Below are 447 nucleotides of genomic sequence, written 5' to 3' on the forward strand. Positions count from 1 at the left end.
CCATGTGGTTTGAAATCCTGCGAATAAGCGAGTATTCGTGAGCATTATCTATTAAACTGAGGGAGTTCTATAAGTCACTAAAAGGATCACTAAAAATAATCAAACTATTTAATAAAAACTGTATACTAAATCACGAGTTTTGGAACAAATTGTGTTTAAAAATGGTTATTAGGGGTCCTGTCCTACCAACAAAACGCTAAAAACATATGCTAAGGTTTTGTTTAAAATCAGGAGTTTTGGATTGTCAACACTAAATCAAACAACTTTTTTAAGGGATAATTTTTTATATTCTAGAGGACTTAAGTAGCCAAGAGTTCCATGAATTCTTAGCTTATTAAACCAGTTCACATAGTCTCCAAATTCGAGCGTTAGCTGGGATAAGTTCGTAAACTTTTTTTGATTGGCGAACTCAGTCTTAATGATTTTAAAGGTCGCTTCCGCGACGGC

General features: G+C 34.0%; 1 protein-coding gene. It reads right to left on the bottom strand.

Annotated elements, in window-relative coordinates; all coding sequences use genetic code 11:
- Positions 1-255 precede the first annotated feature (255 nt).
- On the bottom strand, positions 256-447 hold a 192-nt coding region (locus SB773_RS30115), incomplete at its 5' end, for an IS3 family transposase (protein WP_410593852.1).

The organism is Bacillus sp. SIMBA_074 (genome assembly GCF_046534555.1).
In the GTDB taxonomy this organism is placed as follows: Bacteria; Bacillota; Bacilli; order Bacillales; family Bacillaceae_G; genus Bacillus_A; species Bacillus_A mycoides.